This is a genomic window from Saccharibacillus sacchari (assembly GCF_037722395.1).
Classification (GTDB): Bacteria; Bacillota; Bacilli; order Paenibacillales; family Paenibacillaceae; genus Saccharibacillus; species Saccharibacillus sacchari_A.
Genome location: NZ_JBBKAR010000016.1, coordinates 214,261 through 232,162 on the forward strand (window position 1 = coordinate 214,261; position 17,902 = coordinate 232,162).

Annotated in this window: 16 protein-coding genes; 8 read left to right on the plus strand and 8 right to left on the minus strand. The window is 49.5% G+C overall.

Features of this window, described 5'->3' with window-relative positions:
* The first annotated feature begins 155 nt into the window (after nt 1–155).
* A complete protein-coding gene (locus WKI47_RS05175) occupies nt 156–1,493 on the plus strand; it encodes an APC family permease (protein WP_340226096.1) in 1,338 nt (445 codons plus the stop codon).
* Nucleotides 1,494–1,596: 103 nt separating this feature from the next.
* Here the strand turns inward: WKI47_RS05175 and WKI47_RS05180 are convergent, their stop codons facing one another.
* The gene (locus tag WKI47_RS05180) at nt 1,597–2,358 is read right to left on the minus strand and encodes a hypothetical protein (protein ID WP_340226097.1); all 762 of its coding nucleotides are present in this window, start codon (nt 2,356–2,358) and stop codon (nt 1,597–1,599) included.
* Complete coding sequence (locus tag WKI47_RS05185; protein ID WP_340226098.1) at nt 2,355–2,912, minus strand: PadR family transcriptional regulator; 558 nt, start codon at nt 2,910–2,912, stop codon at nt 2,355–2,357. The genes WKI47_RS05180 and WKI47_RS05185 overlap by 4 nt, the downstream gene beginning before the upstream one ends.
* 191 nt (nt 2,913–3,103) lie before the next feature.
* Here WKI47_RS05185 and WKI47_RS05190 point away from each other — a divergent pair, with 191 nt between their 5' ends.
* The gene (locus WKI47_RS05190; RefSeq protein WP_340226099.1) at nt 3,104–3,733 is read left to right on the plus strand and encodes a YfbR-like 5'-deoxynucleotidase; all 630 of its coding nucleotides are present in this window, start codon (nt 3,104–3,106) and stop codon (nt 3,731–3,733) included.
* 153 nt (nt 3,734–3,886) lie between these two features.
* Here the strand turns inward: WKI47_RS05190 and WKI47_RS05195 are convergent, their stop codons facing one another.
* From WKI47_RS05195 to WKI47_RS05205, 3 genes are all read right to left on the minus strand, one after another.
* On the minus strand, nt 3,887–4,636 hold the full coding sequence (locus WKI47_RS05195; RefSeq protein WP_340226100.1) for a hypothetical protein: 750 nt from the start codon (nt 4,634–4,636) through the stop codon (nt 3,887–3,889).
* Between the two features lie 39 nt (nt 4,637–4,675).
* Complete coding sequence (locus tag WKI47_RS05200; protein ID WP_340226101.1) at nt 4,676–5,425, minus strand: hypothetical protein; 750 nt, start codon at nt 5,423–5,425, stop codon at nt 4,676–4,678.
* A 141-nt stretch (nt 5,426–5,566) separates the two neighbouring features.
* A complete protein-coding gene (locus WKI47_RS05205) occupies nt 5,567–6,382 on the minus strand; it encodes an alpha/beta hydrolase (RefSeq protein WP_340226102.1) in 816 nt (271 codons plus the stop codon).
* Between the two features lie 264 nt (nt 6,383–6,646).
* On the opposite strand from WKI47_RS05205, the gene WKI47_RS05210 reads away from it, so the two are divergent.
* The 3 genes from WKI47_RS05210 (at nt 6,647) to WKI47_RS05220 (ending at nt 9,663) form a co-directional block, all read left to right on the plus strand.
* The gene (locus tag WKI47_RS05210) at nt 6,647–7,399 is read left to right on the plus strand and encodes a TerC family protein (protein ID WP_425355430.1); all 753 of its coding nucleotides are present in this window, start codon (nt 6,647–6,649) and stop codon (nt 7,397–7,399) included.
* Between the two features lie 348 nt (nt 7,400–7,747).
* Complete coding sequence (locus WKI47_RS05215; protein WP_340226103.1) at nt 7,748–9,100, plus strand: S1 family peptidase; 1,353 nt, start codon at nt 7,748–7,750, stop codon at nt 9,098–9,100.
* A gap of 230 nt (nt 9,101–9,330) precedes the next feature.
* Nucleotides 9,331–9,663 carry a YobA family protein gene (locus WKI47_RS05220; RefSeq protein ID WP_340226104.1) on the plus strand — a complete coding sequence of 111 codons (333 nt, stop codon included), beginning with the start codon at nt 9,331–9,333 and terminating at the stop codon, nt 9,661–9,663.
* 1,020 nt (nt 9,664–10,683) lie between these two features.
* On the opposite strand, the gene WKI47_RS05225 is transcribed toward WKI47_RS05220, so the two are convergent.
* The 3 genes from WKI47_RS05225 to WKI47_RS05235 form a co-directional block, all read right to left on the minus strand.
* Nucleotides 10,684–11,226: an NADPH-dependent FMN reductase gene (locus WKI47_RS05225; protein ID WP_340226105.1), complete on the minus strand. Its 543-nt coding sequence runs from the start codon at nt 11,224–11,226 to the stop codon at nt 10,684–10,686.
* 278 nt (nt 11,227–11,504) lie between these two features.
* A complete protein-coding gene (locus tag WKI47_RS05230) occupies nt 11,505–13,172 on the minus strand; it encodes a methyl-accepting chemotaxis protein (protein ID WP_340226106.1) in 1,668 nt (555 codons plus the stop codon).
* A 24-nt stretch (nt 13,173–13,196) separates the two neighbouring features.
* The gene (locus tag WKI47_RS05235) at nt 13,197–14,207 is read right to left on the minus strand and encodes a BMP family lipoprotein (protein ID WP_425355431.1); all 1,011 of its coding nucleotides are present in this window, start codon (nt 14,205–14,207) and stop codon (nt 13,197–13,199) included.
* Between the two features lie 325 nt (nt 14,208–14,532).
* Here WKI47_RS05235 and WKI47_RS05240 point away from each other — a divergent pair, with 325 nt between their 5' ends.
* The 3 genes from WKI47_RS05240 to WKI47_RS05250 all read left to right on the plus strand — a co-directional run bounded on the left by WKI47_RS05240 (nt 14,533) and on the right by WKI47_RS05250 (nt 17,900).
* A complete protein-coding gene (locus tag WKI47_RS05240) occupies nt 14,533–15,678 on the plus strand; it encodes a hypothetical protein (protein ID WP_340226107.1) in 1,146 nt (381 codons plus the stop codon).
* Between the two features lie 401 nt (nt 15,679–16,079).
* Nucleotides 16,080–16,886 carry an alpha/beta hydrolase gene (locus tag WKI47_RS05245; protein ID WP_340226108.1) on the plus strand — a complete coding sequence of 269 codons (807 nt, stop codon included), beginning with the start codon at nt 16,080–16,082 and terminating at the stop codon, nt 16,884–16,886.
* Between the two features lie 27 nt (nt 16,887–16,913).
* The gene (locus WKI47_RS05250) at nt 16,914–17,900 is read left to right on the plus strand and encodes a sensor domain-containing diguanylate cyclase (RefSeq protein ID WP_340226109.1); all 987 of its coding nucleotides are present in this window, start codon (nt 16,914–16,916) and stop codon (nt 17,898–17,900) included.
* Nucleotides 17,901–17,902: the final 2 nt, after the last annotated feature.

Genomic DNA, 17,902 nt, shown 5'->3' on the forward strand with positions numbered 1-17,902 from the left:
TCGGAAAAAGCAAACCAAAGATGTCATATTCGTTTGCGGGAAAACATGCTAAAATGAGACTTTGCTTATGCTTTGTTCCATTAACGGACCAATCCGAAAAAGTGTTTATTTCAACGATGCCGTCTCGGCAGTACCCGAAAGGAAACGTGAACGTCTTGTCCAACCTATCCAAAGCCTCTTCCCGCCCATCGGGCAACGGACTCAAAAAATCGGTGACCTTCCTCGAAGCCATGGCGATCGTGGTCGGCATGATTATCGGCTCCGGCATTTTTCTGAAACCCGGCATCGTGCTTGCCAGCGCAGGCTCGCCGTGGATGAGCATTCTGGCCTGGGTCGCGGGCGGCATCATTACGCTGGCTTCCGCTTTGTCGGTCGCGGAAATCGCCGCCACGATTCCGAAAGCAGGCGGTTTGTACGCTTACCTCGAAGATTTGTACGGCGAAGTCGTCGGCTTCCTGCTCGGCTGGGTGCAAGCGGTCATCTCCTATCCCGCATCCGTAGCCGCGCTGGCGATCGCTTTCGCTTCGTACTCGGGCTACTTTTTACCGATGAACGGCTTGCAGCAAAAGTTGCTCGCGATCGGCATTCTGCTGTTCATTTTGCTCATGAATGTGATCTCGACCAAGTACGGCGGCATCATTCAATTGGTCGCCACGGCGGGCAAACTGATTCCGGTCGTCGGCATCGTGGCATTCGGCCTGATCTCCGGCACGCAGCCGGGCTTCGCCGGCGTATCCGGCTTAACCGCCGGAGCGGCAGGCTTCGGCGCGGCGATCCTCGGTACGCTATGGGCCTATGACGGTTGGATCGGCGTAACCAATATGGCGGGCGAGATGAAAAACCCGGCCAAAACGTTGCCTAAAGTCATTCTGATCGGCGTTTCGTTCGTGATCGCGGTGTATGTGCTATTCAATCTGGCTATTTTCCGCGCGCTGCCGTTCGAGCAGATCGTCTCGTCGCCGACGCCGGGAGCGGACGCCGCTCAGGCTCTGCTCGGCAGCGGAGGCGGCGCGTTTATTACGGCGGGCATCATCGTTTCGGTCTTGGGCGCGTTGAACGGGTATCTGATGACCGCCGCGCGGGTGCCGCAAGCAATGGGCGAACGCGGCATTGCGCCGTTCTCCGGCTTTTTGCGGCGTATCCATCCGAGATTCGGCACGCCTGCGAACGCGTTGATGTTTCAGGCCGCGCTCGCCGTCATCTATATTTTTTCCGGCACGTTCAATACATTGACCGATCTGCTCGTTTTCGTGCTATGGATCTTCTTCACGGCCGGGGTATTCGGGGTCTTCATTCTGCGTCGCACCGTAGCTCCGTCGGCAGGCCGTTACCGCGTGCCGCTATATCCGGTCACGCCGATCATCGGCATCGCGGGCGGATTGTATATTTTGGGCAGCACGTTGACGGACAGTCCGGGACGTTCGTTGATCGGCATCGGAATCACGTTGGTCGGGCTGCCGGTGTTTTATTATATGAAGAAAAAAGGCAGGTAGATCCTGCTCGTTAAAGCAGCTCAAATGAAGATTTAACAGATCGCAACATGCTAAGAAGCCTTCTTCATCTAATAAAGAAGGCTTCTTTTTATTCATATACGTCTCAATCCCCGCCGATCCGGCTGCCTACGGTTTTGTAGAGCATGGTGCGGATTTTTTTCAGTTGTCCGAAGTTTTCTTCGAAAGTGATGTCGCTTCCGCTGGCTGCAAGGCCGGAGGCAAAGTCTTTTTTATAGCGAAGGAAGGATTCGGGGTAGAGTCCGATAACGTGGATTTGGTTCCAGGAAGGCGCTTGGGGGACGCTTTCCCAGACTTCGACGGTTTCTAATGCGACCATGCTGTGGCACCAGCGGGTGTGTTCCATGATATGACGCATTGCCGGGCCGTTGCGGCGGATCATGATCTCGCGGAACTCGTTTAAATAAGGCTGCTGTACGTCTACGTATTCCACGGCGAAGAACGGTTTTCTGTTGCGCTCGCGTACCTGGGCCGTAGGATTGGGGTAGTTGGATTCCGGTGTAGACACCAGAAGCTCGCGACGGACAACGGATGCTTGTTCGAACGCGGGCAAGGTTTGGGCTTTCGCCAAATACGTCTTCGCGACTTCCGCGTCTCGTACTTCGATGAGAAGCAAAAAGCTCCAGGCTTCGAATTCGCCATGCTTTTCTGCTTTGAATCGCAAACGATGCAGGGCATGAGCGCCTACATCGCCTGTTCGTTGGTAGGAATCGAGCAGTGGCGACAGCGTATTTTTGTAATAGGTTTTAAAGTCTCTGCTTTGGTTCTTCGGAACTTGGAAGCTTTCCGCCAGATACCAGGCATTGTTATGCGGTTGCAGCTTTTGTATATATGATGATTCCTTCATGATTCGTTCTCTCCTTCCAGCCGATCCAACAGCGCCAGCGCTTCCGTGCACCAGGCGTAGCGCGCTTCGACGAACAATTCTCCGTAACGCAACGTCAGCGCCAGAAATGGATGCTCCTCGCCGCCTTCATGCTGTACCAACGCGGTTTGCTGCTTCAAATACGCTTCGCGCGCCTGCTGCATCCCGGCCAACTCGCGTTCGAACAAAAAGCGCACGGCGGGAATGTCCTTTTTCCGGGCAAAAAAAGTACGCAGCAACAACTCGTCCCGATAGCTCACCGGGTCGATCGGGCCGCCCAGCCAGTCGCGAAACCGCCGCTCTCCCTCGTCCGTGATGCGGTAGCGTTTTTGTCCCCGCGAACGCTCGCCGCCCTCTACCTCTTCGGCGTACCCTTCTTCCGTCAGCTTTTTGAGCGCCGGATAGATCTGCCCGTAACTTTCGCTCCAGAAATGACTGACCGCCGTCTCGAAATGCTTGCGCACCTCGTAGCCCGAGCTTTCCCCCAGGGTCAGCACGCCCAGTACCGCATACTGCGTCGTATTGATTTTCCCCATGCGCACCTCCATATATCTAAAATATATGTATCTATTAGATATATCATACGCGTTATCGCCTTACCTGACAACTCCGGAAATTTGACCTTTTTTTAACCCCTCGTTAATATTCTCCGAATATCGCCTGCTTATACTGAAAAGGTCTTCCTCTATACGCCATACTCCACACACTACGGAAAGAAGGAACAGCCATGGGAATCCACCGTTATTTCAGCTCGCTCACCGGGCTTGAACGCATCATTCGCTGCCCGGGCAAATTCAAGTTCGAAGAACACAGCGTGGCCGCGCATTCCTGGAAAGTCGTGCAATACGCCAAAACGCTGGCCGATATCGAGGAACAGCACGGCGCCGTCATTGATTGGAAAAAGCTTTACGAGATCACCAGCAGCCACGATTACGGGGAAATTTTTATCGGAGACATCAAAACGCCCGTCAAACACTCTTCGCCCGAGCTGCGCCATTTGATCCAACAGGTCGAAGAAGGCATGATCGCGCATTTTATCGAGGAAAATATTCCGGAAGAGTTCAAGCCGACGTTCCGCAACCAACTGCGCGAAGGCAAAGACGATTCGATCGAAGGCTTGATTCTCGAAGTCGCCGACAAGATGGATCAGGTGTACGAAGCGTTCTCCGAGCTGCAAAAAGGCAATACGGAAAAAGAGTTCGTCGTGATGTACCGCAACGCGCTCGTCAAGATCAAGCGGATCAAGCTCGCCTGCGTCGATTATTTCCTGGAACATATCCTGCCGGAAATGGTCAACGAAGAGTCGCTGTCGCCGGTCGATATCAAACGCATTACCGAAGAAGCGCTGGCCCAGTAAGGCGCCCGGCGCGAATAGCAAGATCAAGAAGCGTTCCCGGACCGCGTCCAGGGAATTTTTTTGCGCGCGAAAAAGCCGTTTTCCGCCGATATGCGGGGAAAACGGCCGGATGCGCGATACGGGGTACCGCGACTTCCGCGAGACACAATGTGTTTACTGCGGTTTTTTCAACGTGACCCGCTCCGACAGCGCTTTGAACTGCCACAGGATCGGAGTCACTTCGCCGGTTACGCTTTGCAGGTATTTCAACGAGGACAACCGCGCTTTTTCTTCCGCGGACGTCTGTCCCTGGAACAGCGAATAGCTTTTGCGGACAGAACCTTTGCGGTATTGCACGTCGAACAGCGTTCCCGTTTTCCAATCCTGCACCAGGCTCATATTGCTGCCCAAAATATCGAGCCGATAATCCGCCGCGCGGTAGGAGAAGCTGTAATCGGGGTCCGCCATCGCGTGAATGACCTCGTAACCTTTGCTTAACGCGTTTTTTTGAAATACGCCGATCTGAATGCCGTCCGAGAAAATCATGCCGCCCGGTTCGGTCACCTTTTCCGTTCTCGTGCCGCGTCCGTGCATGGCGTCGCCGCTCCATGTCCCGTTATACACGACGGTATGCTCGCGCCCTGTTTGGTCGTCGGTATACGTGTTGACGTATTTGCCGGTTCCGCTGCGTTTGCCGTTCACGAACGTGCCGGAATACTGCTTGCCCTCGCCCCACTTGATCGTTCCGCGCCCGTGCGGCTGACCGTTCGCGACTTCGCCGTAATACGTCGTGCGCGCAGAAATTTGCAGCCATTGCTTCGCCGAAGCGGCTTGAACCGAAGACGTGCCGGCTCCGACCGGAGCGAACGCGCCGAACGGAAGAATCAACGCCAACATCAGCGAGCACGCGAATTTCTTTTTCATGGACCCAACATTCCTTTCGTATGAAAAGCTGAAATACATTTATTCAAGAGGAATCAGTTTAGATAGGTATTCAAATTGATTCAGATAAGGTGTAACTTCTTTGGTAAAAGTACGAAGGTGCATGAGAGTGACACGACGTTGTTTTTCTGCAATTTCATTATTCTCATAAGGTATGGCTCCATAATCATAAATGACTGCATTTCTTTTATAGGTTACGCCCATAAGATCGCCGCTTTTCCAGTTGTAAATTAAATTTTTATTACCATGCATGATTTCTAAATACTTTTTCTGATCTTTATAAATAAAATTAAAATCAGGATCGTAAAGCCCATGAGCTACATCATACCCACTGACGAAAACATTATCTTTAAAGGTACCTTTTTTAATTTCGTTCAATGTAACTGTCTGATCAAAATCATTCTCTTTAACTTTTTCCGTTTGCGTGCCTTCGCCGTTCATTTTATCGTTTTTCCAGCTTCCGGTATAGATAATTTCGTGCAACCGAGAACTATCGAAATCAACATATGTATTTGTGTAGGTTCCGGTGCCGCTTCTTTTCCCGTTTACGAAGTCTCCCGAATACTTTTTGTTCTCGCTCCACGTCAACGTTCCGCGTCCATGCGGCTTCCCATTAGCCACTTCCCCGTAGTATTTGACGCCGGACGGTAATTGTAGCCATTGCTTGTTCGATACGTTAGTAGCCGAAGCTACCTTTTCCGTCAATGGAACAAATCCTCCTACAAGCATGATCAATACCAAGACAAGCGATACGAAAGATCCTTTTTTCATAACCGACCTCCTGTTTCTTATACTCATTTACTTACCATTATACAAGTTAAGAAACATTTAGAGGAGATCAAATCAAAAAATTACAATTGTATCGAGTTTGTCAAATTTCTATGAATCTTTATTCCGTTCTATAGTCCTGAATTAACGAAAACGTCCCGCCGGAACCGCTTTTAACGCGCTCATCGCAATCGCCGAAAACTCCAGCGGTTGCTCCAATTGAGGAAAATGGCCGCAGCCTTCCATACGGATCAAGGAAGCATGCATGATCTCCTCGCGCAGATAACGTCCCACTTTCCGGTTGAAAGGCGAATCCCATTCCCCTTCGACGATCAGCACCGGACATTCGATCTTATGCAGACGTTTGCGGGCGAGCGGCATCAGCGGACGCTGCATGCTCAGCCGCGAACGATAGTGGACACCGTTTGCCAAATACATCTCTTTGAGACGCGTGCGCCCTCTGCGTTCTCTCGGGACGACGTGTCGCCAGTAGCGACTGCGCATGAACCGGGCTGCCGCTCGCTCGATACCCTCGCTTTTTACCCGCCGATGATCAAGCAGCCGTTCCCAGATCAGCCGCAGCGGCGGCGGCGTTCCGTTCAGCGAAGGCGCCACCAACACCAGTTGCTCGACATATTCGGGATAAGCCAGCGTGAAATCGATTGCTGTCGCCCCGCCCGTGCATGAGCCGATAATCGATACGCGGGGCAGGTTGAAGTAATCGAGAATATGTTTAAGGTCGACGTGATGGGAAAAAGGACCGGTAATCGCGTCGCTGCGGCCGTACCCCCGTTGATCGTAACGAATGACCGTAAAGCTTCGCGCCAGCAGCTCGACATGTTCGTTCCATACATCGAGATTGCAGTACGCGCCGTGCAGCAGAACCAACGGGCTTCCCTGACCTTGCACGGATACGTTGAATTTTGCGTTGCCGATCGTATGGATTGCCGTTCGGTTCATGAATAATACGCCGCCCTTCTGCGCCTAATAAATGTCTTTCTACCCGTTACCCGTCCTTGCTCCCCTGCGAATCGAACTTTGTCCTGCGCATCTGCGGCGATTATGCTACACTTTCATTCATAACCTCTAACGGGAAAGGAGCTTGCAACGTCAGTTTCCAGTCAAAAATTTTCTAAAATTCTTTGAAACGCAATGCAACTTCGCACGTATAACAAACGTGCAACTGTAACTAAAAACATATAACCAGGAAAGGATTGTAACGGAATGGAAATGGGCTACAGCCATTTGTTCGAAATGAGCACCTTCCTCGAAGCGTTTGCTACGCCTGCGGGCTGGGGATTCATTTTGTCGCTGATTATCATCGAAGGACTGTTGTCGGCGGACAACGCACTCGTTCTCGCCGCAATCGTCAACAAGCTCCCGGAAAAACAAAGAAAGAAAGCTTTGCTTTACGGATTATGGGGAGCTTATATTTTCCGGATCATCGCGATCGGCGTCGGGATCTATCTCGTTCAGATCGCATGGGTCAAGTACATCGGCGCCGCGTACCTGCTCTGGATCGCCATCAAGCACTTCTGGGATAAAGCCAGAAAAGGCGGAGATGACGAAGAAGGAGAAGAAGAATCGGGGCTGCAAAAACTGCTGGCCAAAACCGGACTTAGCCTGTTCGTTCGTACAATCATTACCGTCGAAATGATGGACATCGCCTTCTCGATCGACTCGATCCTTGCGGCGTTCGCGATCTCGCCGAACCCGTGGATTCTGATCACAGGCGGCCTGCTCGGTATCCTGATGATGCGTCTCGTCGCTACCGTTATTCTTAAGCTGATGGACAAAATTCCGGAACTGGAAAATGCGGCGTTCGTGTTGATTTTCATCATCGGGTTGAAGATGATTCTCGAAACAGCCGATATTTATCACATGGAACACGGAGTGTTCTTCGTTATTCTGGTTGCGGTGTTCGCAATTACTTTCCTGATCAACCGGATTCGCGTTCGGAAGAATGCTGCGCAGTAAAAGAAAGTACGGCCCGCTTTCCTTGTAAAAAGGGAGGCGGGCTTTTTTAGTTGTGTTGTTAAGTTGGATGGGGAGGTGCATCGACTACACTTAGTTGGACAGAAAAATAGGGTACAGTTTAGCCAAGAAGAATCGATTTTTTTCCCGCAACGTCCACTCAGTTTTAAGTCCCTCTACAGTTGATAGATATGATGGAAATCTTAATAAGTCCAATACTCAATTAATGACTTGTTGGCTAAATGCTCTTCTAAAGCCTATATACGTATCCACTAAGAGAAATACTTATCCTTAAATTTACAATATACCATATTTTTAATATAGTATAACAAAACTATTAGAAGGTTACCCATGAAAAAGAAAACAATTTGGATTTTCTCATTATTTTTATCGTTTATTTTAATGGGAACTAATGTAAGTGAATTAAGCGCATCGACTTCGGAGCCTATTGAGAGTTTTAACAAACTAGGTGAAAGCATGTCAAAAAGAGAAGAATTTGGTCTTGAGACACCACAAGCCAGAACATCTTCACTAACAGATAGTTATAGTCTTTCTCAAAAATATGGCTTTTATATGACTCAAGAAGAGGAAAAAGCATTAGACGAAAGATTAGATTTGCAAACGGAAATAATGCCTGAAATTCTATCTTATATTGAGCAAGACTTGGTTTTAAAAGAAGAATTTCAAGGAATATATCTTGACCAATCCAAAGGTGGCGTTGCGGTAATCGCACTGAAAGAAGAAACTCCAAAGATTAATACATTGAAAAATGTTACTGATAATACAATTTCAAAATCAATGGCCTCTATAGAAAACTTGTATTCAGAAATTCCTATTGAGTTTGTTAATGTGAGGTATTCACAGAAAGAGATTGAAAGCTTAGCTGAATTAATCGCAAACCATCATGAGGATATTTCATCTATTGTAAATTTAGATTATGTACAAGATGATTTTATAAACCAAAAAATTCAAATCGGTATTGTTGGCGGATCAAACGATAAAGAGAAATTGATTGGGTATTTAACTAAATTAACTGGTCATAGCGCTTCGTTATTTTCTATAGAAACTTTGGATGAAGCTGTAACTTTTAATACTTCAAGAACCACAAATCACAGTCCCTTGGAGGGCGGATTAACAATTGATTCTTCCCCTAACACATCAGGGAATTGTTCTTTGGGGTTTGCAGCGTTGGGTTCAAACGGTAGTCGTTACTTTATTACGGCAGCACATTGTTGGGGACCGGGAGTAACGATTTACCAAGGAAATCAAAATATTGGATCTACTTCTACATTATATCATCGTGGAAACGAAGTAGATGCAGTTGCTATTGCGTTAAACTCTAGTTCATGGGTTAGTAATTATGTATATGGCGAAGTTTATGGCTTAAACAACATACAAACGGCTGGAAATGATATTTTGGGTGAAATGGTATGGATGTCAGGCAGAAATAGGGGAGAAATAAATACTTCAGGCATACTAATGGCTAAACAACATTCAGCCTACTATGCTGATATTTATTTCAATAACCTTCGAGCAGCAAGCTATACATCTACTCCTGGAGATAGCGGAGGAACTGTCTTTGCCGATGGTATTTTAAAGGGTGTTAATAAAGGAAACACTACAGTCAATGGTAGAAACTTAGGAACGTATTCACATGTAACACATGTAATGGCCAGGTTAAATGTAACACCAATAACCTGGTAGTACCTCATCAATACTAAAAGTAAGGTTATGCCCGCCTGGACCCACCTGAAGCGTGCGGATTCCAGGCGAACATAATCCTATGATTAAGAGTTGGTAAGGTAGTAATCTATAGAGTATTGATAAAAGTATTACTTCCTGAGAGCGTTACTAATTAAATAGAAAGGAGAATTCTTATTCGCTCCTATAAACTAATTACCTTATTTTTAATCGCATCTATGGTTGTGCTTCTGTTGGGCTGTACAAATAAATCCCAAACCAACAATGATAGCGCAGACGATACTCCGTCAGACGTAATGCTAATCGAAGGCTACATCATTTCTATAAAAAATAGCAAAATCTTAGTGGTAGAAAATCTTTCAAAAGAAGAGGCGGATACGAGTAGATATACTGAAAATCAAATTTTAGAAAAAGCAGATCCGAATGCAACTTGGATTAGTGTAGACACTCCATTAAATACTGAAGATTATAACGTTGGCGATAGAATCAAAGTGACGATACGTGGAGGAGTAAATACTTCTTTCCCTGCACAGGCAGCTGCTAAAGAAATTGATATTTTAAATTAGGCCTCAAGAAACCAATGAGATTAGTATTTAAATCTCACAAAACAGCTCTTATTCTTGATAACGCGTATTTGCGTTTAATTGGAGAAGGGCTGTTTTTTTGATACAATATTAATCCTAAGTATAAATCTTACTATATGTAGATCTTTCTTTCTGCCTACTTTTACTCTGTCTGATTTTTATCTCGATAGAATAAAAAAATACTTTATTACAAGAAGTAAAACTCACAAAATTTTAAGTTAAAACAAAAAAGCTGCTCGATTATCTCGAACAGCCTCTATCTTTCATATGTATTAGTCGAGCTGCTTTGCTTCGATTTCTTCTAAATGAACAAGTACGTTTCTTACGTAATCATAACTGAATCCAAAAATGTAGATCTTGCCTACGTAATCAATCCCCAAATCCCGCTTCATCTCTTCTTTTGAGTTGTCCCGGTACTCTTTCCACAAACCGTTATCGTATACTTCCTCGGTCGTCTCATATCCCATCTCTTTCACTACGTTATATGAGTACTTCTGGAACTTCAACGCTTCCTGATCTGTTGCGATTCAAAAGCTCTCCGTGCTCCATAATTCCTAGCTGGATTGTCAAAACTAAAACACGATTTCAAAAACATGCTCCATAGCTTCGCTCGGTTCCCCATCAAACAAAAAAAGACTCCGCCCCTGCATTTCGCAGGTTCGGAGTCCAATCTATCAAATCGCAAGCTAACAGAGGGTTTAGCTTTACGGTATTGCAAAATTTAAAACTATTAAAAGAACTGACTAAGCTTGAGCGTGTACGCCTTTAATGTCTCTCGAAAGTCCAACGTAGCTGGAAGCGAGAAGACGGAGAGAGAAATTCAGTTCGAGACGCCTTTGAACTTGGAAAACTTCAACTCAAAATTTCAATCGACTTTTCCAAGTGAGACAGCGAATTGTGAAGCATTTCGAAGAAAAGCACTTCGGAAGCGTATGCTGGCAATTTCTCTCGCAGTCTTCTCGCTTCCCACGCACACGTGACTTTCGAAGGCAGCTTAAAGGCTTATGCGCGAAGGGTTTTCAGGGCGCCGCTCCACGCGAGGACTTGGTCGAGCATGCCGTTCAGGTTCACGAGGTGCAGGTCGGCCGGTTTGAAAGTCGCGCCGTTTTCGAAGTCGGTGAACAGAGACAGAGCCGGATGTACGCGGACGTCGGCTACGGACAGTTCGCCCAGGATGCCGCGAAGATGTTCGGCTGCGCGGGCGCCGCCGACGGAGCCGTAGCTGACAATGCCGGCTGCTTTGTTGTTCCAAGCTTCGCGCGCATAGTCGAGAGCGTTTTTCAGGGAAGCGGAGATGCTATGGTTATATTCTTGAACGATGAATACGAATCCGTCCAGTTCGGCCAGCTTGGTGTTCCAAGCGGTAGCTTGTGCGGTGGCATCGGCTTCGCCGAGCAGCGGCAGCTTGTAGTCGGCGATGTCGACGATTTGGTAGTTGGCGTCGCCGCGTTCGTTTGCGATGCGTTGTACCCATTCGCCTACCTGCGGGCTCAGACGACCTTCGCGCGTGCTTCCGAGAATGATACCGATGTTCAACTTTTCCATGATTAATTCCTCCAGTAATTTGTTTTTGGGTGAGATCGGAAAGCGCATGGGCAAAGGTCGACTTCACCATTCGCATTCTTTTTCTCTTTAGGTTAATTTTTAAATGTTACTAACTTTTTGTTATGAATGAATCATAGCACGACTTTTTTCGATGCGCAACACTTTTCGCTTACTTTTTTATAGAAAAATATTTTTTGTATGTAAAAGACCCAAACGCTTTCGGGATGGAAAAGGTTTGGGTCTTTTTGAGATACATTTGTATAGGGTTATAAGATTGATTACGCGTCCAACTTAAATCTTGCCAGCTCACGCTGCATCTCTTCGCGCACTTGCAACAATTCTTTAACTTTGCCGCCGATTTCTTCGAACGAACGTTTTTGCTCATCCGTGGAAGCCGTGATTTCTTCGCTGCCCGCCGCAGATTGCTCGGTCACGGCGCTGATATTCTCGATCGCGGCCTGCACCTGCATATTCAGACGGCGCGATTCTTCCATATCCTGCGACAGTTTGCCGACGCTGCCGGAAATACGGCGCACCTGCGAGCTGATTGCGGCAAAAGATTGCTCGGTCGTCGTCGAAGCCTCCTCCTGACGCTGGAACAGACCGAGACTCTGTTCAACGGAACCTTTTACGCGGGTCATAGCGGCGGCGATTTCTTCTACTGTGGCAAAAATCTCACGCGCTGCCGAATCGGATTGATCCGCCAACTTGTTCACTTCGCCCGCCACCACGGCAAAGCCTTTGCCTGCGTCCCCGGCGCGAGCCGCTTCAATAGAGGCATTGAGTGACAGCAGCGTCGTTTGCTTCGCGATCTGCGCCACATGCTCGGTCATCGCCGCAATCCGCTTCGCGCTGGCTTCCAATTCGTTGACGGTCTGCTCCACCTCGGACATCGCAGCGCGGTTCTCGCTGGTGATTCGCAGTTGTTCGCGCATTACGGATTCACCATGCTCGACAAAACGCAGCGCTTCTTCCGTTGCCGACGACGATTGCTCGGTCTCGGACAAGTTCACTTCAAAATTGCGCTGCATGCCGTCCACCGTTTCCACAGTCTGGCCCAGATCTTCCGCAATGCGCTGACTGCCGATCGCAAGCTCCTCCGTCGAGGTCGCCACTTGGGAAACGATCTCCTGCATCTTGTCGTTTTGACCGTCCAGTTCGCTAGCTACGCGATCCAGCACGCCGCCGCTCGACTCGATCGAACGCACGATGCCGCGCAGATTGTCGATCATGGTCGCAAAAGCATCGTTCAGTTCGTCCAGTTCGTCGCGCCCTTTGGACTTCGCCAGATGCAGACTCAAATCCCCGTCCGCAAGCCGTACCGCCGCGTCTTTCATCGTGCGTGTACGACGAGCCAGTTTGCGCGCAAAACTTGCGTTAAACCAGCCAAGCGCGATCAGCAGCACCACCGCTCCGCCCAATGCAATATGCCAGGTCAGCTCGATATCCGCCGTCAGCTTCGATGTGTAGATGTCGTAACGTTCCTTCGTCAGAAGGTCAAGGCGATACGCATCGTTTTGAATGCCCTGGATACGTGTGGCTTGACGCTTCGCTTCCGGACTATCCTGACTGTTCAGTGCCTGAAGCGCCCCTTCGGACAGCTCGGTAAACTTCGTCGAAAGAGACGCCAACCAATAGCGCTGCTCTTCCGTATCCAGGCTGGTTTCTTCCGAACTCGTCAGCAAAGCCAATGTTGCGCTTACCGTCTCGATCTGACTTGTCACATCGGCCTTGTTGCTCTCCGTCATCGAGAACGAGTAACTGTCGAGCGATTGGCCCAAGCCGCTCAGATCCGCGTTCAACTGTTGCACGTTCATCATGTCCGGCACGAGCGTCTGGTTTTGCGAATTGATTTGCAGCAATTGAAAAATGATATAGCCGACCAGCACCAACGAAGCGATCAGCGAGATCATGGCATTCAGAAGCAGTTTACCCTGTAATTTCATCGTTAAAAACTCCTCTGTCCGGTTTTAGGGAAGCTGAATGGTGATATTGCCCGAGATCAGGTCCTGCGTCAGCTTGTCGATCAGGCTTTGCTGCTCCGGCGTCAACTCGACCACGCGAATCGGAGCCAGACCTACGCCCTCTTCCTTGAGACCGAATACCATATCCTTTTGTGGGAATTTGCCGCCGTTTTCATTAAAAGTCCGTACCGCGCTGAAGATCGCGTTATCCACGTTTTTGATCATCGAGGTGACTACGGCTTTTTCGGCAATAAAAAATTGGTCCGCATCGACGCCGATCGCATAGGTCCCCTGCTTTTGCGCTTCCTGAAGAGCCCCGACCCCCGTCAGTCCGGCAGCCGTGTAGATCACATCGATATCGTCGTCTTGGATCATCGAAGTCGCGATCGACGTGCCCAGATCGGAATCGCCGAAGTCGCCCGCGTATACGGATTTGACGTCAGCCTGCGGATTCGCCGCTTTGACGCCCTGCTCGTAGCCGAACTGGAACTTTTTCAGCAGATCGGATTCGACGCCGCCGAGAAAGCCGACATGACCGCTTTTCGTGGACAGTCCGGCGACAACGCCTGCCATATAACTGCCTTCTTCTTCTTTAAAAGTAATCGAAGCGACGTTCGGCAGTTCCGACGAGTCGTCTACGATTAGAAACTGTTGGTCGGGATTTTCTTTGGCGATCTTCTCCAGGCTGTCTTTGACCATGTAACCCAGGCCGATGATCAGATCGTTATCTCCTTCAACGAGTTGCTTGAACGCTTCGTCGTAGGTATCTGTCTGCGCGATTTCTCTATAGTCGAATAAAATGCCTTCCTCGTCGCGCGCTTTGGCCAGTCCGCGGAAAGCGGCGTCGCTATACGACTGGTCTCCAAGCCCTACATCGGACAACACGACTCCGATCTCCGGACGTTCTTGCGCGCTTGCCATCGTGGCTTCTTCGCGAGTTGCGCAAGCCGTCAACGACAGCAGAGCAATCAACGCAGAAATCCCGACAAGGCTTTTGAATTTTTTTCTTTTTAGCATGTGTACACCCCTATCTGTTGTCTGGACATCCTTTATTTTTATCGCCAGAATCCTGCTAACTTGTTAGAGGGGGATGGCGAAAAAGGCGCTGCGGGAGAAATCCGTTCAAAACGCTGTCTCACCCGGAAAGTTGAGGATGGCATATATGCCATCCTCAACTTTCCGGGTTCAAAGGCGTTTTGAACTGAATTTCGCTCTCCGCTTGGGTTTTCGGTGAGTGGGGGTATGAATAATGGAAAAGTAAATTCTAGCGGTTTTTCCGGTTGGGCAAGTTGCGTGGGAATTCGATATAATAAAGCTCATACCACCGGAAAGAAGGGACTTCATGACTTTGCTTGTACCTCAATTACCGGAGCCTTCCGGCTCTTATGCTGTTGGTTTTTATGACGGGACCTTTGCCTGCGACGGACCTGAAGGTTCGGAAGAGATTGCTTTTCGCTGCTTCTATCCGGCACGGCATATAACGGACGCACCGGCACCGTATTATCCCGATCCGCAAATGGTGGAGATGCAGCTCGCCATGCCTTTATACCAATCGTTCGAGCCTCTGCTGGGCGCGGTTGCCGAGATGTCGACGCACAGTTACGCGAACGCACCGGTCGCGGAGCAGGATGCGCCTTTCCCTGTCGTCGTCTATTCGCACGGCTATATGTCTTTTCACCTGTCGAATCTGATCCAGCACGAAGAACTGGCCAGCCGGGGTTATGTCGTTTTCGCGCTGTCCCATCCCGGCGATGCGTTCTGTACGATTCTCAGCGATGGCAGCAAGGTCGGCATCAACAACGGGACTATCGCCCGCGCCACGGAAGACAATGTGCGTTACATGCAAAAAATCGGCAAAACCGATCCCGGCTCGCTTACGCTGGACGAAATTTCCGGCTATTTGCGCGAAGCCCATACGATGCGCGAATGCGTCGAAGCCTGGGCTCGGCATACGGTAGCGGCCTTCGATGAAATCGAACGAATCGCAGACGATCCGCAATCTTGGCTACATCAACGACTACATACGCACGGGTTCGGTTTGTTCGGCCATTCGCTTGGCGGAGCGTCGTCCCTTCATACCGCATTGCTCGACCCAAGAGTTCTCGCGGCGGTCAACCTGGACGGCTGGCAATACGGCGCGGGTCTGCTTGATCGTCACATCCCGGTACCCGGTCTTGTGATCTCGACTTCGGACAGCCATCTGCCCGGTAATTTCCGAACCGATGACCCCAACCTGACCCACGCCATCATCCCGGGCAGCACCCACTGGTTCTTTTGCGATATGGCCGTGGTCGCGAACGAAGTGCTGAAAGCCGTCGAACCCACCATCTCTATCGACGGCCCCGTCGTTTCACGTCTCACGACCGACCTGCTCAATGCGTTCTTCGATCATCACTTACGAGACGACACCACCGCTCCCCTGGAAACCGTAGCCTCTGAATACGCCGATGAAATGCAATTGAAACTCCCTCCTCTACAAAGCAAATAGAAAAGAAGATCGCAGCTTTGCGATCTTCGATGTGTCGAAAAAGTCCAATGTGCCAGGAAGCGAGGAGACGTAGAGAAAGGTTCAGTGTAGGAGCGATAGCGTTCGCCTTTGAAATCGGGAAAATTCAGCTAGAAATTCAATCCTTTTTCCCGATTTCAACACGCGACCGAAACGAATCTTTCTCGGAGTCTTCTCGCTTCCCCAGCCGAAGTGACTTTCTCAACAGCCTGAAGATCGCAGCCGCGCGGTCTTCTTTTTTATTGATCCGCCCACCAATATCCGACATTTTTCATTATAATAATGAGTAAAAAGTCACTTAACCCTTCTACAGAATTATGGGACACTTACAGGATGGGAAGCGATATGGATTCCAAAGATAGACGGAACGAAAGAAGGGATGAATGGCGATGGATATTCTGAAACGCAATCATGTAACCGTATTGGGCAGCGGGAGCCAAACGATTATATTCGGGCATGGCTTCGGCTGCGACCAAGAAATGTGGAGGCTTGTCGCTCCGCGTTTTGCCGATCGCTACCGCGTTGTTTTGTTTGATTACGTCGGCTCGGGTCTATCCCAGTTGGATCAATACGATCCGGCCAAATATTCGAGTCTAAAGGGCTATGCCCGGGATCTTCTGGACGTGATCGAAACGCTGGATACAACCGATATCATATTTGTAGGTCATTCGGTCAGCAGCATGATCGGCGCGCTTGCGGCTACGCTGCACCCGGAATATTTCGATCGCCTGGTCATGGTCGGACCTTCTCCTCGTTATTTGAACGATCTTCCGGATTATTACGGCGGATTCGATCGCGAGGATATTGATGAGCTGCTTGAAATGATGCAGCTCAACTTCAGCGGATGGGCCAGCTATATGGCTCCGGCCATCATGAAAAACGCGGACCGCGCCGAGCTGGCCGATGAATTGGAGCGCCAATTCGCTTCGCGCGATCCGCGAATCGCCCGGCAATTCGCCGAAGTCACTTTCTACTGCGACTGTCGCGATATTTTGGCCGACGTCAAGGTTCCGACACTCATCATGCAATGTGCAGACGACAGTATCGCGCCGCTCGAAGTGGGAGACTATCTGCACCGCAACTTGCGGGGCAGCACATTAAGCCGGTTGACGGCCAAAGGGCATTATCCCCAACTCAGCCAACCGGAAGAAACCTACACGCAAATCGATCAATATTTGGCCGGACTGTAAACGTACCGGAAGAAAGGCAGTACGCCTATGGATAATCAATTGGATTGCGCGCCCGGCGGTTATTTTTCAATCTCGGAATCGGGATTCGTCCAGTCCGTCAATCGTACCTTCCTGAATATGCTCGGTATCCAAAGCGCAGACGAGCTAATTGGACGACATATCGAAACCGTCATGTCCCCCACCAACAAAATTTTTTTCCATACGTACTTTTATCCGCATATTCAGCTGTATCAACGGGTGGACGAAATGTACTTCTCTTTTCGGGCGGCCGATAAGCAAAGCGTGCCGGTGCTGGTCAACGGGATCAAACAAGAGCGTTGCGGCGAAGCGGTCATCGACTGCGTCGCCCTGTTGATGCGCAAACGGCTGGAGTACGAAAAAGATACCCTGCGCAGCAAACGCCAGTTGGAAGAGCTGTACCAGACTACCCGCGAAGTGAATAACAGGCTGGAAGCGCTGCATAAGGAGTACGAGAACAAACAGCAAGAACTGCTGGAGATGAATCGCAGCCTGGAGACGCTAGCTTCGACCGATCCGCTGACAGGGCTGCATAATCGTCGGTTTTTCGAAGACTGCCTGCGCGGTGAACTTTTGGCCAGCATAGACAACAACCAACCGCTTTCCCTGCTCATTGTCGATATCGATCATTTTAAAAATATCAACGATACGTATGGCCATCCCGTCGGAGACTTTGTGCTCATCGAGCTGGCTCGCTTACTGCGCGAAACGGCTGGACCTTTAAGCATCTGTGCACGGTTTGGCGGAGAGGAATTCGTTGTGCTACTCCCTGCGATCGACAGTGAAGGCGCATGCGCCACCGCCGAGCAAATTCGTTCCGTTATTGAAAACACCCCTCTTGGCACGCATCGCGTAACCATCAGCGTAGGCGTGGAGACCTCGCGATCCGGATCGACGGAACAATCTTTGCTGGAGCGTGCCGACCTGGCGTTGTACGCATCCAAAAGCAACGGCCGAAACCGAGTTTCTCATGCCGAAGAACTTGACAAAGCTTGATA